Annotated in this window: 10 protein-coding genes and 1 pseudogene; 6 read left to right on the plus strand and 5 right to left on the minus strand. The window is 72.7% G+C overall.

What is annotated here, in order from left to right; genetic code table 11:
* Positions 1-10 precede the first annotated feature (10 nt).
* From J8403_RS18300 to J8403_RS18310, 3 genes and pseudogenes are all read left to right on the plus strand, one after another.
* A complete protein-coding gene (locus J8403_RS18300; RefSeq protein WP_211124145.1) occupies positions 11-2,476 on the plus strand; it encodes an ATP-binding protein in 2,466 nt (821 codons plus the stop codon).
* Positions 2,477-2,559: 83 nt separating this feature from the next.
* Positions 2,560-5,529: pseudogene (afsR, locus tag J8403_RS18305) on the plus strand (SARP-family global regulator AfsR); the annotation flags it as partial.
* Positions 5,530-5,743: 214 nt separating this feature from the next.
* Positions 5,744-6,106 (plus strand): hypothetical protein, encoded by a 363-nt coding sequence (locus tag J8403_RS18310; RefSeq protein WP_211124147.1) that lies wholly within the window; start codon positions 5,744-5,746, stop codon positions 6,104-6,106.
* A gap of 585 nt (positions 6,107-6,691) precedes the next feature.
* Here the strand turns inward: J8403_RS18310 and J8403_RS18315 are convergent.
* Positions 6,692-8,302 carry a FadD3 family acyl-CoA ligase gene (locus J8403_RS18315; RefSeq protein ID WP_211124148.1) on the minus strand — a complete coding sequence of 537 codons (1,611 nt, stop codon included), beginning with the start codon at positions 8,300-8,302 and terminating at the stop codon, positions 6,692-6,694.
* A 116-nt stretch (positions 8,303-8,418) separates the two neighbouring features.
* Between J8403_RS18315 and J8403_RS18320 the strand changes: the two genes are divergently transcribed.
* From J8403_RS18320 to J8403_RS18330, 3 genes are read left to right on the plus strand one after another with little or no spacing between them, the layout of a single operon-like run.
* Entirely contained in the window at positions 8,419-9,636 is a 1,218-nt protein-coding gene (locus J8403_RS18320; protein WP_246585890.1) for a lipid-transfer protein, read from the plus strand.
* Between the two features lie 8 nt (positions 9,637-9,644).
* Positions 9,645-10,178, plus strand: a complete 534-nt coding sequence (locus J8403_RS18325; protein WP_246585891.1) for a Zn-ribbon domain-containing OB-fold protein — start codon at positions 9,645-9,647, stop codon at positions 10,176-10,178.
* Positions 10,175-10,942, plus strand: a complete 768-nt coding sequence (locus J8403_RS18330) for an enoyl-CoA hydratase/isomerase family protein (RefSeq protein ID WP_211124150.1) — start codon at positions 10,175-10,177, stop codon at positions 10,940-10,942. Before J8403_RS18325 ends, J8403_RS18330 begins: the two co-directional genes overlap by 4 nt.
* Positions 10,943-10,971: 29 nt before the next feature.
* On the opposite strand, the gene J8403_RS18335 is transcribed toward J8403_RS18330, so the two are convergent.
* The 4 genes from J8403_RS18335 to J8403_RS18350 all read right to left on the minus strand — a co-directional run bounded on the left by J8403_RS18335 (position 10,972) and on the right by J8403_RS18350 (position 16,009).
* Entirely contained in the window at positions 10,972-11,535 is a 564-nt protein-coding gene (locus J8403_RS18335; RefSeq protein WP_093463967.1) for a hypothetical protein, read from the minus strand.
* Positions 11,536-11,655: 120 nt separating this feature from the next.
* Positions 11,656-12,204 carry a hypothetical protein gene (locus tag J8403_RS18340; protein WP_211124151.1) on the minus strand — a complete coding sequence of 183 codons (549 nt, stop codon included), beginning with the start codon at positions 12,202-12,204 and terminating at the stop codon, positions 11,656-11,658.
* A gap of 149 nt (positions 12,205-12,353) precedes the next feature.
* Positions 12,354-14,993 carry a protein serine/threonine kinase AfsK gene (gene afsK, locus J8403_RS18345; RefSeq protein ID WP_211124152.1) on the minus strand — a complete coding sequence of 880 codons (2,640 nt, stop codon included), beginning with the start codon at positions 14,991-14,993 and terminating at the stop codon, positions 12,354-12,356.
* Between the two features lie 230 nt (positions 14,994-15,223).
* Positions 15,224-16,009 (minus strand): VOC family protein, encoded by a 786-nt coding sequence (locus J8403_RS18350; RefSeq protein ID WP_211124153.1) that lies wholly within the window; start codon positions 16,007-16,009, stop codon positions 15,224-15,226.
* Between the last annotated feature and the right edge of the window lie 366 nt (positions 16,010-16,375).

Here is a 16,375-nt window from a genome sequence, read left to right on the forward strand (position 1 = left end):
GGGGGGCACCATGGTCGGCGACGAGCGCCTGGGGCGGCGGATAGGTTCCACCGGATCCGTACCGGACCGGTCGTGGCGCGGTGACGAGGCGAACCTCGCCCTCGGCGAGGACCCGGACCCCGCCCTCGACCGGACGCGGATCGAGCTGGAGTGGGAGAGCCGCTACCGCGCCGATGCCGTCCCCGGCCTCCGGCCGCACGCCGCCCCACAACCCGCCGCCGCGTTCTCCCGGCCCACCGCCGTGGGCCGCCCGCAACGCCCCCTGGCCGCCGTCACCACCGCCGTCCGCCCCGCGCAACTGCCGGCCGCGGTGGCCGACTTCACCGGCCGCGAGGACCTCGTACGGGAGCTGAACGACCGGCTGGCGCCCGCCTCCGACCGGCCGGCCGCCATCGCCATCGCCGGTATCGGAGGCATCGGCAAGACCGCCCTGGCCGTCCACTTCGCGCACACCGCCCGCCACCACTTCCCCGACGGCCAGCTCTACATCGACCTCGGCGGTGCGGGCTCCTCCCCCGCCGACCCCGAAACCGTGCTCGGCGCCTTCCTGCGCTCGCTCGGCACCCCCGACGCCGCCATCCCGGACGGCACCGAGGAGCGCACCGCGCTCTACCGCGCCACTCTCGAAGGCCGCCGGGTCCTCGTCCTGCTGGACAACGCCCGCGACGCCGCCCAGGTGAGGCCGCTGCTCCCGGGCGAGGGCGCACCGGAGTGCCTGGCGCTGATCACCAGCCGCGCCCATATGGCCGACTTGGACGGTGCCCACCTGGTCGACCTGGACGCGATGAGCCCGACGGAGGCGTTCGCCCTCTTCGCGCTGATCGTGGGCGAGGAGCGGGCGACGGTCGAGCGCGCGGCGGTCATGGAGGTGGTGGCGTCCTGCTCCCACCTCCCGCTCGCCATCCGCATCGCGGCCTGCCGGCTCGCCTCCCGGCGCACCTGGACCGTCTCCGTTCTCGCCCGCAAACTCGCCGACGAGCGCCGGCGGCTGGACGAGCTGCGGGCCGGGGATCTGGCGGTCAAGGCGACCTTCGGGCTCGGCTACGGACAGCTCGACCCGGCCCAGGCCCGCGCCTTCCGCCTCCTCGGCCTGGTCGGCGGCCCGGACATCTCGCTGCCGGCCGCGGGCGCGGTGCTCGGCCTCGACGTCGAGGAGACCGCCCGGCTCCTCACCTCCCTCGTGGACATCTCGCTGCTGGAGTCCGCCGTACCGGGGCGCTACCGGTTCCATGACCTCGTACGGCTCTACGCACGGGCCTGCGCCGAGCGGGAGTCGCAGGCGGCGGCGGAGCGCGAGGAGGCGCTGTCGCGGCTGCTGGACTTCTACCTCGCCACGGCGGCGCGGGTGTACGCCATGGAGCGGCCCGGGGACCGTATGGTCGAGCACCTGGAGCCCACCGGCCATCCCGGGCTGTGCTTCGAGACCTCGAAGGCCGCCCTGGACTGGCTCTTCGCGGAGGGCGACTGCCTGCTCGACTGCGTGCCCCGGTGCACCGGGGAGGAGACCACCCGCCGCCGCGCCGGGGATCTGCTGCTGGGCGCGCTGGACCTGGCCGAGTCCGGGGCCCGGCCGCGGCAGTACGAAACGGTGGCGCGGGCGGCCGGCGACGCGGCCCACGCCGCCGGGGACTCCCGTACCGAGGCCCGCGCCCGCTCGGCGCTGGGGCATCTGTACAGCTTCACGGGCCGGTACGCCCAGGCCGAGCGCGAGCTTCGGCTCGCCCTGGAGCTGGACGGGGAGGATCCGGTGATCGCCAGCCGCGCCTCCAACCAGCTCGGCATCGTCACCAACGGCCTGGGGCGGTACGACGACGCGGAGCGGTTCCTCGGACAGGCCCTCGAGGCGTTCCGCGCCGATGCCAACGAGGCCGGTGAGGCGAGCGCCCTGGCCAACCTCTCCCGGCTCCATGTGAGCCGGGGCCGCACCCGGAGCGGGGTGGAACTGGCCGAGCAGGGGCTCGCCATCTACCGCAGGCTCGGCGCCCCCTTGCGGCTCGCCAACGGGATGTACACCCTCGGCATCGCGCTGACGCGTGCCCACCGCCTGGAAGAGGCGGCCGTTCACCTCACCGAGGCGCTCGACCTGTTCCGCGAAGCCCGGCAGCCGCTGTGGGAAGGCATGGCACATTTCCGGCTGGCCGAAATGCATCTGGCAGCCCATCGCCCCACCAAGGCGGTCGCGCATGCCGAACAGTCCCTCGCCCTGGGCGGTCTCGGCGGCGAGTGGCGGCGCTTCTCCTTTCTCACCGTGTTGTCGAAGGCCCTGATGGCGGCCGGACAGCGAAGCCGGGCCCAGGAGTACTGGAACCAGGCGCAAGCCCTTCGCGAACGGCTGGGATCGCCGGAGCCCGAGGAGGTGCGCCAGCTGCTGGCGGCCTCGGCACCGGACCTCCCGGCGGCCACGGATCCCCATCCCGGCCATCGGGACGCCTTTGGAGTCGGCCCCCCGGTGTCCGAAAGCGGGCCCTGGAACTGACGATCCGTCGGCAAACGGAGGTCTCGAAGTCGGGCGGGCCTTGTGGAGAGGTCCGGCCCCTACTGACGTGAGGGGTATCGGCAAGGCAAACTGGCCCGTGCAACTGGGAGCGGAGGCAGGGGGAGACCATGGCCGGCGAGAAGGAGCGGGCGCGGGAGCAGTCCTTGCGCTTCACCGTGCTCGGACCGGTACGGGCCTTTCGGGGCGAGGAACAGCTGAGCACCGGGTCACCGCAGCAAAGAGCCCTGCTCGCCGCTCTGTTGCTGCGCGGCGGGCGCACCGCCACCGCCCCCGAACTCGTCGACGCCCTGTGGGGCGACGATCCGCCGGACGCCGCGATCGCGGCCCTGCGCACCTACGCCTCCAGGCTGCGCAAGGCGTTCGCCCCGCATTCGGACATCCTGGTCAGCGAATCGGGCGGCTACGCGGTCCAAGTGGGCCTCGGCGCCCTGGACATCGATGTGGCCGAGAGCCTGGCGACGGAGGCGGAGAAGGCCCGGCACTCGGGCGACCGGCTGCGCGCCCATGAGCTCATCGGCCGGGCGCTGGACCTCTGGGACGGCGAGGCCCTGGCCGGGCTGTCGGGGCCCTACGCCACGACGCAGCGCGCCCGGCTGTCGGAGTGGCAGCTCGTGCTCACCGAGACCAGACTCGATCTCGACCTGGAGCTGGGCCACCACACCGAGGTGGTCTCCGAGCTCACCGCGCTGACCGCCGCCCATCCGCTCCGGGAGCGGCTGCGCGAGCTGCTGATGCTGGCGCTCTACCGCAGCGGACGGCAGGCCGAGGCCCTGGCGGTGTACAACGACACCCGGCGGCTGCTCGCCGAGGATCTCGGCGTGGACCCCTGCCCGGAGCTCTCCGAGCTGCATCAGCGGATTCTGCAGGCGGACGCCGAGCTGGCGAGTCCGGTGGACGACCGCACGCACGCCGGGCCCACCTTCGTGCGGCCGGCCCAGCTGCCCGCCACGGTCGCGGACTTCACCGGCCGGGTCGCCTTCGTCGAGGAGCTGAGCGATGAGCTCGCCACCGCCGAGGGGCGTGTCATGGCCGTGTCAGCAGTGGCCGGAATCGGCGGGGTCGGCAAGACGACGCTCGCCGTGCACGTCGCCCACGCGGCCCGCGCCCACTTCCCCGACGGCCAGCTCTACGTCGACCTCCAGGGCGCCGGTCCGGTGCCCGCGGAGCCCAACGCGATCCTGGGCGCCTTCCTGCGCGCCCTCGGCACCCCGGACAGCGCGATCCCCGAGGGCGTCCACGAGCGGGCCGCGCTCTACCGCTCGATGCTGGACGGCCGCCGGGTGCTCACACTGCTCGACAACGCACGCGACGCCGCGCAGGTCAGGCCGCTGCTGCCCGGTACGCCCGGGTGCGCCGCGCTGATCACCAGCCGGACCCGGATGGTCGACCTGGAGGGCGCCCACCTGGTCGACCTGGATGTGATGAGCCCCGAGGAGGCGCTGGTCCTCTTCACCCGCATCGTCGGCGCGGAGCGGGTCAGCTCCGAGCGCGACGCGGCCATGGACGTGGTGGCGGCCTGCGGTTTCCTGCCGCTGGCCATCCGGATCGCGGCCTCCCGGCTGGCCTCGCGCCGCACCTGGACCGTCTCCACGCTGGCGCGCAAGCTCGCCAACCAGCGCCGGCGGCTGGACGAGCTGCGCGCGGGCGACCTGGCCGTACGGGCCACCTTCGAGCTGGGCTACGGCCAGTTGGAGCCGCCGCAGGCCCGGGCGTTCCGGCTGCTGGGGCTGGCGGACGGCCCCGACATCTCGCTCGCCGCGGCGGCCGTCGTCCTGCAGCTGGACACCTTCGACGCCGAGGAGCTCCTGGAGTCCCTGGTCGACGCCTCCCTGCTGGAGTCCGCGGCGCCCGGCCGCTACCGCTTCCACGACCTCGTACGGCTCTACGCGCGTGACCGCGCGGAGCGGCACCAGTCGGCCGCGGAACGCGAGGCGGCGCTCTCCCGGCTGCTGAACTTCTACCTCGCCACGGCGGCGCGGGTGTACGCCATGGAGCGGCCGGGCGACCGGCTGGGCGACCACCTGGCGCCCGCCGACCACCCCGGGCTGGTCTTCCCGCATCAGGGCGCCGCCCTGGACTGGCTGTTCACCGAGGCCGACTGCCTGCTGGCCTGCGCCCAGCAGGCCGCCTCGGGCACCACCCTGGGCCGGGCGGCGGATCTGCTGCTCGCCGCCATGGACCTGGCCGAATCCGGTGCCAACGCCCCGCGCTACGAGGCCGTCGCCCGCGTCGTCAGCGAGACGGCACACACGGTCGGCGACACCCGGGCCGAGGGCCGGGCCCGCACCTGCCTGGCCAAGGTGCGCAACCTCACCGGCCGGCTGGAGGAGGCCGACGCCGAGGCGGAGCGCGCCCTGGCCCTGGGCTCCACGGTCGAGGACCACGTGACCATGGGGCGCGCCCTCACCGAGCGCGGCATCATCGCGCACCTCAGCCGCACCCGCTGGGACGACGCGGAGCGGCACTTCCTCCGCGCCATCGACGCCTACCGGGCCGTGGACGACCAGCCCGGCGAGGCCAGCGCGCTGTGCAACCTGTCCCGCGCGTATGTGGAGATGGGCCGGATCGACAGCGCCGTGGACCTGGCCCGGCAGGGCGTGCGGATCTACGGAAGCCTGGGGCGCACCCTGCGCCTGGCCAACGGCAAGTACGCGCTGGGTATCGCCCTGACCGGGGCCGGAAGCCTGACGCTCGCCCTGGAGCAGCTCACCGAGGCCCTCGGCCTCTTCCGTGAGCACCGCCAGCCGCTGTGGGAGGGCATGACCCACCAGCGGATGGCCGAGGCGCAGCTGTCCATCGGGCGCCCGGCGGAGGCCGCCACCCACGCCGAACAGGCCCTCGCCCTACGGGGCATCGGGGGCGAGTGGCGCCGGGCCATCGTGCTGACGCTGCTCGGCAAGGCGCTGCTGGAGCTCGGCCAGAACGAGCGCGCGGACGCCTGCTGGCGTGAGGCGCTGTCGATCCACGAGCGGCTGGGAGCACCGGAGGCGGAGGACGTCCGGGGGCTGCTGACCCCCGCGACCGCGGCATAATCGCGCGTCCCGCCGACCGTTCATCAATCGTTTATCGCCGTCCGGGAGTCTTAGTACCGGTCGACCCGTCCCCGCGGGGGGCAGACGGGTCGGTTGCGAGGTCACACCGTAAGGTGGGCGGCCCTTTTGAGACACCTGTCCGGCGACCCACGGGGGAGTCGCCGGGCGGGTGTCAACGGGCCTCTACCGACCAGAGCATCCGATGGAGTTGATCGTGACAGACACGGACAAGAAGCCCCAGTCCGACACCTACCGGCCACTGGAGGCCGACCCGGCGACCCTCACTCCTCAGGACGAGGGCCACACGCCGGCGCCGCCCCAGGTGGCCACCCAGGGCGAAGGCCACACGCCCGCCCCGCCGCAGCTGATCACTCAGGGGGAAGGGCACACGCCCGCACCTCCGCAGCTCAGCACGATGGACGAGGGCCACACCCCGGCGCCGCCGCAGCTGAGCACCCAGGGGGAGGGCCACACGCCCGCGCCGCCGCAGCTCAGCACCAAGGGCGAGGGTCACACCCCGGCACCGCCGCAGCTGAGCGCCGAGGGTGAGGGTCACACTCCCTCGGCACCCCAGTAGGGCCACCACGGAACGCCGTTCGTATCCACCAGGTAACCGCGGGGCCGATGTCGATGACGCGGAGGGGACGTCATCGGCGTCGGCCCCTCTGTGCGGGCACCTCCGGACGAACGGCTCCGCGCACCACCAGGCGGGCCCCCTTTCCGCCAAGCTTCGACCAGTTCCGGCCAGATGGCCGAACACACGTACCCCTCTTTGTTAATTTGCAGTACAAAATAGATAATCACCCCCCGTATCGGAGGAACCGGAATGACTCGTGCCACAAAGGGCATTGCGACCTTGATTATCGCGATAGGTGCCGCGGTCGGAGCCACAAGCCAGACAGCCGCATTCGCAGCTGCAAGCGATAGTCACACCCCCATCGTCGGCGCGGACAGTAGCGAATACGCCACTGCTGCCGCCCCCGCCCCGCAGGGCGAGGGCCATGCTCCCACCAGCCCGCAGTAGGCGCGGCGAGACGACTTACGCAGGCCGAAGGGGCCGGGCGAACATGCCCGGCCCCTTGGTGATGCCCCGGCCCACGTGTGATGCCACGGCCCCTTGGTGATGCCACGCCCGCGCACGCCCTCGGCGGCGGCTGGGGTCTTACGAGAGTGACCGGCCCGCGCGCAGCTCGGCCTTGAGGACCTTGCCGCTGGCGTTGCGCGGCAGCTCGGCCAGGAACACCACCTGCCGCGGCACCTTGTAGTTGGCCATCTCCCGGCGCGACCAGGCGATCAGATCGTCCGCCGTCAGCGTCGAGTCCGGGCGGCGGACCGCGTACGCCTTGGCCACCTCGCCCAGGCGCGCGTCCGGGATGCCGACGACGGCGACATCGGCCACATCGGGGTGGCGGGCGATGAGTTGCTCGATCTCGGCGGGATAGGCGTTGAAGCCGCCGACGATGAACATGTCCTTGATGCGGTCGGTGATGCGCAGATTGCCCTGCTCGTCCATCACCCCGACATCGCCGGTCCGCAGCCAGCCGTCGGGGGTGATGGTGCGGGACGTGGCGATCGGATCCTCGAAGTAGCCGGGGGTGATGTGGTAGCCGCGGACCCAGACCTCGCCCGGCCGCCCCGGCGGGAGTTCGCGTCCGGCGGGAAGGGCGATCTTGACCTCGGTGTCCGGAATCGCACGGCCGGCCGTGCCCGCGATGACCTCGGGCGGATCGCCACGGCGGCACATCGTGACGGTGCCGGACGCCTCCGTCAGGCCGTACGCCGTCAGGACGGTGGCGACCCCGAGCTCCGAGCGCAGCCGTTCCACCAGCTCCAGCGGGACCACGGCGGCGCCGGTGACGACCAGGCGCAGCGTGGACAGGTCATGGCCGGCCCGGGACGGGTGGTCGAGGAGCGACTGGTGGAGGGTGGGCGGGCCGGGGAGGACGGTGATGCGCTCGGCGGCGATGTTGGCCAGGGCGGTCTCCACACTGAAGACCGGCTGCGGCACCATCGTGGCGCCGCGGCTCAGACAGGCGATGATGCCCGCCTTGTAGCCGAAGGTGTGGAAGAACGGGTTCACGATCAGATAGCGATCGCCCGCCGCCAGCCCCGTGATCTCGCTCCAGGTGTCGAAGACCCGCACGGTCTGGAAGTGCGTGGTCACCACGCCCTTGGGCCGGCCGGTGGTGCCGGAGGTGAAGGTGATGTCGGACGGGTCCGTGGGGCGCACCGCCTCCGCCCGGGACCGGACCTGCTCCGGCGCTACGGCGTCGCCCAGCGCCAGGAACTCCTTCCAGGTGCGGAAGTCCTCGGGGCCGTTGTCGGCGAGGACCACCACCTCCCGCAGGTAGGGCAGGCGCGGCAGGGGGCCGTGGCCCGTCCCGTCCCCCGCCGCCCGGCGCAGCGACGCCACATACGAGGTGCCCAGGAAGGTGCCGGTGATGAACAGGTGCGAGGCCCGGGTGCGGCGCAGCACATACGCCGCCTCCGCGCCCTTGAAGCGGGTGTTGACCGGGACCAGCACACCGCCCGCGGTGACCGCGCCGAGCGCCGCCACGATCCAGTCGGTGGTGTTGGGCGCCCAGATCGCGGCGCGGTCGCCGGGTTCGAGGCCCGAGGCGACGCACGCGGCCGCGGCCCGTTCGATCCGGGCGCCGAGTTCGGCGTACGAGATCCGGGCGCGGCCCTCGACCACGGCCTCGGCCGGGCCGTATCGCTCGACCGCCGCCCGGATCAGGGCCGGGACGGTGTTCCCCTGTGCCATCCGTTGCATCGGACCGCTCCCCTCCCCGGAACCCGGGACGGACGACCCCACTAGCTGACTACCCGTCAGATTAGCGGTAGCCTTCCCCGCTGTCAGCACCGGTGAACGCGACCACGGAGGCGGCCATGGGGGCGACGAGGACGGCGGCGGGGGCGACTGCAGCGGCTACGGCTACGGCGACAGGGACGGCGGCGGGGGCGACCTTGAAGGACGCGACGGCGATAGCGGGCATCGGGCAGACCCCGTTCGCCAAACGCCTCCCCGAGTCCGAGAAGACCCTGGCCTGCCGGGCGATCCTGGCCGCCCTCGACGACGCCGGTATCGCCCCGTCCGAGGTGGACGCCTTCGCCTCGTACACCATGGAGGAGACCGACGAGGTCGAGGTCGCCAAGGCCATCGGCGCCGGGGATGTGACCTTCTTCAGCAAGGTCGGCTACGGGGGCGGCGGTTCCTGTGCGACCGTCGCGCATCTGGCCGCCGCGATCGCCACCGGACAGGCGAGCGTCGGGGTGGCCTGGCGGTCGCGCAAACGCGGCAGCGGACCGCGCCCCTGGACCAACACCCGGGCACAGCTGCCCACCCCGGCCCAGTGGACCCGGCCGTACGGGCTGCTGCGCCCGGCCGATGAGATCGGGCTGCTGGCCCGGCGCTATATGCATGAGTACGGCGCGACCCGCGATCACTTCTTCAATGTGGCGCTGGCCTGCCGCAACCGGGCCAATCAGAACCCCGCCGCGATCATGTACGACCGCCCGCTGACCCGCGAGATGTATATGACCGCGCGCTGGATCAGCGAGCCCCTCTGCCTCTTCGACAACTGCCTGGAGACCGATGGCGCACTGGCCTGTGTGGTGGTGTCGGCCGAGCGGGCGCGCGACTGCCGGCAACGACCCGTGTACGTCCACTCCGCCGCCCAGGGGCTGCCCGCCCAACACCACGGGATGGTCAACTACTGGAACGACGACCCGCTCACCGGCCCCTCCTGGACCGCCGCCCGCCGGCTGTGGAAAACCGCCGACTTCGGGCCGCAGGATGTGGATGTGGCGCAGATCTACGACGCGTTCACCCCGCTGATCCCGCTCTCGCTGGAGGGCTACGGCTTCTGCGGCCGCGGCGAGGGCGCCGCCTTCACCGAGGGGGGCGCGCTGGAGATCGGCGGACGGCTGCCGCTCAACACCGGCGGGGGCGGCCTCAGCGAGGCGTACGTCCATGGCTTCAACCTCATCACCGAAGGGGTCAGACAGCTGCGCGGCACCGGCACCGCCCAGGTCCCCGGCGCCACGACCTGCCTGGTCACGGCGGGTGAAGGGGTTCCCACATCGGCCCTGCTGATGAGGAGTTGACCGACGCCATGACACAGCTCGACACGACGACGGGCGCGACAACGGACACGACGACGGCCGCGACGACGGCCGCGACGACGGCCGCGAACGGCGGAGGCGAGGGGTCCGACGGGCTGCTTGCGCCCGTGCCCGACGAGGACGGGGCGCCCTTCTTCGCCTACGCGGCGCGCGGCGAACTGCGCGTCCAGTGCTGCGCCGACTGCGACGAACCGCGCTTCCCGCCCCGGCCCTGCTGCCCCCACTGCCAGTCCTTCGACTGCCTGTGGAAAAAGTTGAGCGGCCGTGGCCGGATCTGGTCGTACGTGCTGCCCCATCCCCCGCTGTTGCCCGCCTACGCGGCCCAGGCGCCCTACAACGTCGTCCTCGTGGAGCTCGCGGACGCCCCGCGCATCCGGCTGGTGGGCAATCTGGTCGCCAGCGCGGACGCCGCGCTGAACTCGGTCCCGCCGGAGCGGATCCGCATCGGCGCGCCCGTGAAGGCCGCCTTCCACGCGGCGGACGGCGGGCTCACGGTGGTGCGCTGGCTCCTGGAGCGGCCATGACGGTCCGCACCCGGGTGGAGGAGGCCGGGGTCGCGGTCGTCACCCTCGACCGGCCCGAGCGGCACAACGCCATCGACCTGGAGACGGTCGGCGAACTGACGGCCGTATGGCGGCGCTTCCGCCACGACGGCGCGGTCCGGGCCGTCGTCCTCACCGGCGCGGGCGGCCGGGCCTTCAGCACCGGCATCGACCGCTCGGTGGAGGTCGCGCAGCCGCCGTCGCCCTACGCGATGGACGATCCGCTGCGCACCGTCGGGCCCAAGGCGAACGACCTGTGGAAGCCGGTGGTCGCGGCGGTGGCCGGAATGGCGTGCGGCGGGGCGTTCTATCTGCTGGGCGAGGCCGAGTTCATCGTCGCCGACGAGACGGCGGCCTTCTTCGATCCGCACACCAGCTATGGGATGGTCAGCGCCTACGAGGCCGTCTATATGGCACAGCGGATGCCGATGGGCGAGGTCGCGCGGATGGCGCTGATGGGGACCGCGGAGCGGCTCTCGGCCCGGCGGGCGTATGAGACGGGCCTGGTCAGCGAGGTGGTCCCGGCCGGTGAGGCCCTTACGGCGGCCATGCGCGCCGCGTCGGTCATCGCGTCGTACCCGACGGAGGCGGTGCAGGGCACCGTAAGGGCGCTATGGGCGGCGAAGGAGGCGGCGCTGGCCCAGGCGCTCGCGCAGGCCCCGCAGTTGATCGCGCTGGGCAATCTGCCGCCGGGGTGCCAGGCCGCGCTCTTCGCGGCCCGTACGCCCGGCTTCCGTACGCGGTGAGCCCACCGGCCCCGGATCGGCTCGGGGCCTCAGGTGGAGCTCGGGTACTTGAGCGCCGAGGTGACCTTGCAGGTGAAGGAGGTCTGCTCGGTGAGGTAGCGGTAGGAGGTGGCGCTGAGGGTCTGGCTGCTGCCGGATGCCACGGTGACGGACTTGTAGTCGGATCCCAGCAGGCTGCCGCCGCTCTGGTTCTCCCACTCGATGGTGATCGAGTAGTGCATGGACTGCGTCTCGGGGTTCCTGAGGTTGAGGGTGTACTGGAACGAGTGGGTCGACTCGTCGTAGTCGCAGCCGGTGGCGGTGATGTCGTTCGTGCCGTCCGAGTTGTAGGTGGGCGGCGCGGAGTAGGTGTAGGAGGGCGAGGGGGCCCCGTACGACGGCACGTCGAGGTCGGAGGGGACTCCGCTGGGCAAGTCGGTCGGCAGGCCGGTGGGAAGGTCGGTGGGACCGGACGCCGGGTTGTCGCCGCCGCTCCCGCCCGAGACGAACCCGCCGAGGCCGCTGTCGTGGCTTCGGCCCTTCTTTCCGCAGCCGGTCAGCGCGATGAGCCCGACCAGGGCGACGGCGAATATCCGCATGGAGCGGCGTTGCATGGCATTACCCCCGTTGAAAAGACACATTCAAGCCAGCCAGGGCTGGTTGACAAGTGCACGCCACCCTAGCAACGGGCTTTGCTACCCCAAAGTCACCTACGAGCGCGCCTGGCCCGGCTCTCAGAGGACGGAGACGACCTCGCACCGCACCACGGTTCCCGACACCGAGGGATCATCGAGCGGCACCCGTACGGTCCTCGACTTCCCCGCGGGGACCCGCACATCGGCGCGCCCGGTGGTCAGGGTCGAGCCGTCCCGGTCCTGGAAGCTCATGTCGACGAGGAAGGTGTCGGCCCCGCCCGAGCGGTTGCGCACCTTCACGGTCGCCGCAGGATGGCCGCTCTTGTCCTTGCCCGCGCAGAGGACGACGGTCGTCCGGGGCGCGTTGGGCGACGAGCTGCCACTGGACGGGCTGGAGCCGTAGTCGTCATCGTCGTAGTCGCGGTAGCGGGAACCGCCGGAGCCCGAACCGGTGGTGGAGCTCTCGTCGTCGGAGTCCGAGTAGCCACCCGAGCCGGAACTGGAACCCGAGCCCGACCCCGAGTGGTGCGAGGAGGAGCTGGAACAGCCGCCTCCGCCACCCCCGTGGCCATGGCCACGCCCCTTGAACCCGGTCAGCGCCACCAGCACCACGGTGAGCACGGCCGCCAGCCGTAGACCACGCCGCATCACAGACCCCGTCCCCCGAAGACCGCGCAGAGAGTTACCCATCGACCTCCCGGCTCCCAGGAGGTCGATGAACGCCCGCAACCGTAGCAGGAATTGTCAGGGACACAGCCCGCGACCAGCCGCCCCGGCGCGTCGTCCCTGGAGGTGGGTCAGGCCCGGCCGCCCGACGGCCGCGACTGGCCCGTGCCCTTGACCGCGTCCAGCGCGTAGACACAGCGGTCCTTGCTGCAGGCGTACACCACACCCCCGGCGGCCACCGGGGACCCGGTGATCTCGCCGCCGGTCGCCAGCTTCCAGCGCAGCTGTCCGCCCGCCGCGTCCACCGTGTAGAGGCAGTGGTCGGCCGAGCCGAAGTGGACCCGGCCGTCGGCGACCACCGGTGAGCCGATGACCTCGCCGCCCGCCGCGAACCGCCACTTGGGCGTGCCGGTGACCGCGTCGAGCGTGTAGAGCGCGCTGCCGCTGCCCAGATGGACCGAACCGTCGGCCACCAGCACCGGCTCGATCGACTGCCGGGCCTCGGTGGCGATGCGCCAGCGGTCGCGGCCGTTCGCCGCGTCCAGCGCGTACACCGTGCCCAGATAGTCGGCGATGTAGATGCCGCCGCCGGTCACCGCGGGCCCCGGCGCGTACGCGGGGGCGCACAGGAAGACGGCGGGCGCCTCGAAACGCCACCGCACATCCCCGCGGGCGGCGTCGAGCGCGAGCACCCGCGTCCCCGCCGAGACGTAGACCACCCCGTCGGGCGCCGCCAGCAGACGCAGCGGCACACCCCCGCAGGACGCCGCGTCGCCCACCGGATACGACCAGCGCTCCGCGCCGGTGCGCGCCTCCAGTGCGCGCAGCCGCGCGTCCGCCCACACATACACCGTGCCGTCGTGGACGGCCGGGCCGGACTCGGGCGTCTCGAAGTCGGTCTGGAGGCCCTGCATCTCCCACAGCAGCTCGCCGTTGGCCGCCTCCCACGCCTGGACGCCACCGCCGCGCGTTCCGGTGACGACCGTGCCGCGGTCGACCTTGAGGGAGTAGACCCAGCCGTCGGTCGACAGCCGCCAGCGCTCGGCGCCGTCCTCCGCGTCCAGCGCGTACAGCGTGGGGCCGTCGGAGGCATGGATCCGGCCGTTCTCCACGGCCATCGCCCACGCCACGTCGCGGGTCTTGAACTGGCGCCGGCCGGTGGCCACGTCCAGCGCGTGTACCTCGAACGAGGTCACATAGAGCAGATCGCCGGCCACCGCAGGGGTACCCCAGACGTCGTTGGACATCCGGAACCGCCACGGGCGCCAACGGCCGTGCCCGGCTCCCGCCGCGTGCGGCTCGGGCGGCTCGGCCGGCGGGGAGTGGGTCGGCGGCGGGACGGCGGCCGTGCCGTCGCCTCCGTTCAGCCCTCCGGTGGTCACCCCGGCCGGCGGGCGCACCCAGCCGGTCGCGGGCCCGGTGCCGTGCTGGGGCTGCGGATCCCGCGCCTGGTCGGCCCGGAGCCCCGGGCCGATCGGCACCGGCGAACCGGGCAGCCGCACCGATCCGTCGGCCCCGGCGGGCGCCGGAGCGGGCGCGGCGGCGGCGGACGGGGCGGCGTGCCGCCCGGGCCCGATGGAGCCCAGCGCGCTCGGCGGGCTCGCGGCCTCCGGCGCGCGCAGACCCCCGCGCGGATCGCCCACGCCCACGGGCTCCCAGCCGCCCGCACCCGCGGGCCCGCCCGCGGCCGCGCCGTGCCGCCCGCCATGGCCCTCCGCGGGACCTCCCGCGGCGGGGGCGTACGAGGGCGGCGGCGTGGGCGGACGCTCCGGCGGAAGCGGCGCGGACGGCCTGCCGCCGTCGTTCGCGGCGTGCCCGGCGACCCCGGGACGGCCGCCTCCGGAGGCGGGCCGGGTGGAGCCGCGCACCTGGTTGCGGCCGCTGCGCTTGCGCTCGATGAGCGCGACGGCGCCGGGCGGCAGCCAGGCCGAGGCCGTACCGCTGTCGTCGGCGTTGGAGGCGAACAGATGCGGAGCCAGCTGGGACTGCAGATCGGCCGGGGACGGCCGCCGCTCGGGCTCCATCTGCATGCACGACTCGATGAGCGGCCGCAGCTCGTCGGGCAGCCCGGTCAGGTCGGGGCCCTCGCGCAGCAGCATGAACACGGTCTCCACCGGGTTGGCGCCGTGGAAGGGCGCATGCCCGGTGGCCGCGAAGGTCAGGGTCGAGCCGAGCGAGAAGATATCGCTCGCGCCCGTCACGCTGCGTGAGTCACGCGCCTGCTCGGGCGACATGTAGGCGGGGGTGCCGACCGCGACGTTGGTCATCGTCAGCCGGGTGTTCGACACACCGGAGGCGATACCGAAGTCGATCACCCGCGGGCCGTCCTCGACGACCAGCACATTGGACGGCTTCAGATCCCGGTGGACCAGGCCCGCGCCATGGATGGACTGCAGCGCCTCGGCCACCCCGGCCGCCAGCCACCGCACCGCCTGGGCCGGCATCGGCCCGCACTCGTTGATGATCTCCTCGAGGGAGGGAGCCGGCACATAGGCCGTGGCCAGCCAGGGCACCGCGGCACGCGGATCGGCGTCCACCACGGCGGCCGTATAGAAGCCGCTGACCGCGCGGGCCGCCTCCACCTCACGGGTGAACCGGACACGGAACAGCTGGTCCTCAGCGAGCTCGGTCCGGACCGTCTTGATCGCGACCCGTCGACCCGATGCCGAGCGGGCCAGATAGACCAGCCCCATGCCGCCCGCGCCGAGACGGCCGAGCACCTCGAAAGGGCCGATCCGCCTCGGATCGTGCTGCGTCAGCTGCTCCACCACTTGCCTGCCACCTCCCCGTGGGGGCTTGAAAAAATACAGCCCCGTGCAGCGTCTCACCGACAAACCAACCGGCGGCACGCATCCTGCATTCTCTCTGGCGAAGGCGGCGGTTGCGAACCCGGGGGCGAATCGTCGTGTCATCGGGCGATACGGAGCCGGGGACCGTCCGGTTCGACCGAGGATCATCTAAGTGCCCTCAGGCCCGTATCGCCCAGTTCTCCGGCCGGGGTTCAGCCTGCCGTCGAGGTGTCGATGACGGCGAAGGCCGCGCCCTGATTGTCCGCAAGAACCGCGAAACGCCCGTACGGCGTATCTTCGGCGGTCTTGAGAACCCGCCCGCCCAGCCGGTGGGCCGTGCGCAGCGTCCGATCGCAGTCCGCCACCACAAAGTACGTCAGGAAGTGGGCGGGCAGAACGGCCGGGTACTCCTCGCCGATCACGACGCGTCCGCCGATCGCGTGACGGGGGTCCGGGGGCTCCCCGCGCGGCGTCCACAGGACCAGGTCGGCCGACGCGCCCTCGGCGGGGGGCTCCATCCCGTAGCCGAAGACCGCCCGGTAGAAGGCGTCCACGGCGCGCGGCTGACGGGTGTGGACCTCGGTCCAGCCGTACGAACCCGGCGCGCCGCGCCGCCCGAAGCCGGTGTGGCTGCCCGCCTGCCAGACCCCGAAGACGGCGCCGCCCGGGTCGGCGGCCGTCGCCATGACGCAGAACCGGTCGATCCACACCGGCGGGGTGATCACCCGGCCACCGGCCTCGCGGATCCGGGCGGCGGTCGCCGCGGCGTCCTGGGCGGCGAAGTAGATGTTCCAGACGGTGGGCATCCGGCCGTCCGGCTTGGGGACCAGCCCCGCGACCTCCTTACCGCCGAGGAGGGCACGGGTGTACGAGCCGTAGTCCGTGGCGATCTCCTCAAAGGCCCAGCCGAACAGCTCACCGTAGAAGCGCCGGCCCGCCGCGAGGTCGGACAGCAGCACATCCGCCCAGCAGGGCACGCCTTCCGCGAATGCCGCCATGGCCCGGGTCCTCTCGCGTCCCTCGGTCCTCGGAGCTAGGTCACAGCCCGTTTGGAGATGCTTGGCGCGTGTTTGGAGCCGCTTGGCTCGTTTACCTCACTTGCCACGCTAACGGGGGATCGCCCGGTCTGCTCGCCCCGGAACTCGAAATATTTGGCCAATCCTTTTCGCGTCAGGACGGATCCGACCGCGTCATCCACCGTTGTTATCCACAGCCTGTTGATAACACAATTCACACGTGTGGGTGAGCAGTGATTGAGGGCTTGACGACGGCGGACAGGGGCCGGAATCAGCCATTCCAGCCTGCTCAGCGAGGCTCACAAACCCTCTCATCCCGCCCTAACCCCATTTGCACGCAGCCGAATC

Source organism: Streptomyces yatensis (assembly GCF_018069625.1).
GTDB classification, from domain to species: domain Bacteria; phylum Actinomycetota; class Actinomycetes; order Streptomycetales; family Streptomycetaceae; genus Streptomyces; species Streptomyces yatensis.

Coding starts and splice junctions, on each gene's coding strand:
- J8403_RS18340 (WP_211124151.1), bottom strand. CDS start 12,204: ATGCGGCGTGGTCTACGGCTGGCGGCCGTGCTCACCGTGGTGCTGGTG.
- J8403_RS18315 (WP_211124148.1), bottom strand. CDS start 8,302: ATGCAACGGATGGCACAGGGGAACACCGTCCCGGCCCTGATCCGGGCG.
- J8403_RS18320 (WP_246585890.1), top strand. CDS start 8,419: ATGGGGGCGACGAGGACGGCGGCGGGGGCGACTGCAGCGGCTACGGCT.
- J8403_RS18350 (WP_211124153.1), bottom strand. CDS start 16,009: ATGGCGGCATTCGCGGAAGGCGTGCCCTGCTGGGCGGATGTGCTGCTG.
- J8403_RS18330 (WP_211124150.1), top strand. CDS start 10,175: ATGACGGTCCGCACCCGGGTGGAGGAGGCCGGGGTCGCGGTCGTCACC.
- J8403_RS18300 (WP_211124145.1), top strand. CDS start 11: ATGGTCGGCGACGAGCGCCTGGGGCGGCGGATAGGTTCCACCGGATCC.
- J8403_RS18325 (WP_246585891.1), top strand. CDS start 9,645: ATGACACAGCTCGACACGACGACGGGCGCGACAACGGACACGACGACG.
- J8403_RS18335 (WP_093463967.1), bottom strand. CDS start 11,535: ATGCAACGCCGCTCCATGCGGATATTCGCCGTCGCCCTGGTCGGGCTC.